Source organism: Streptomyces sp. P9(2023), assembly GCF_032436795.1.
Lineage (GTDB): Bacteria > Actinomycetota > Actinomycetes > Streptomycetales > Streptomycetaceae > Streptomyces.
This window is the reverse complement of record NZ_JAUPWM010000602.1, coordinates 1-260: the sequence shown is the minus strand read 5'-3', so window position 1 is coordinate 260 and position 260 is coordinate 1. Positions and strand designations below refer to the sequence as shown.

The 260-nt window shown below is 35.0% G+C and carries 1 protein-coding gene; it reads right to left on the bottom strand.

The genetic code is table 11. From position 1 onward, the window contains the following. On the bottom strand, positions 1 to 244 hold a 244-nt coding region (locus tag Q5762_RS38850; protein WP_315897027.1), incomplete at its 3' end, for a pentapeptide repeat-containing protein. Between the last annotated feature and the right edge of the window lie 16 nt (positions 245 to 260).

Genomic DNA, 260 nt, shown 5'->3' with positions numbered 1-260 from the left:
CAACTAACTTACTGTCTTGAAATTTAAGCTCAAATAACTTTGAGTTAGCAAAATCGACCAAGCTCAAATTACAGCGTTCAAATGTGCAGTTTGTGAACTTACATCTATGAAATTTAACCGATGAGAAATCGCAATCAGAGAATTGGCAATCTTCAAATTCAACGTCGGTATATTGCTGCTCAGGGGTAGCAATCTTCTCAAATGAAACGTCGAAATATTGCTCATTATTTTTTAAATCGGTCATAGTATCCTCTGAATAG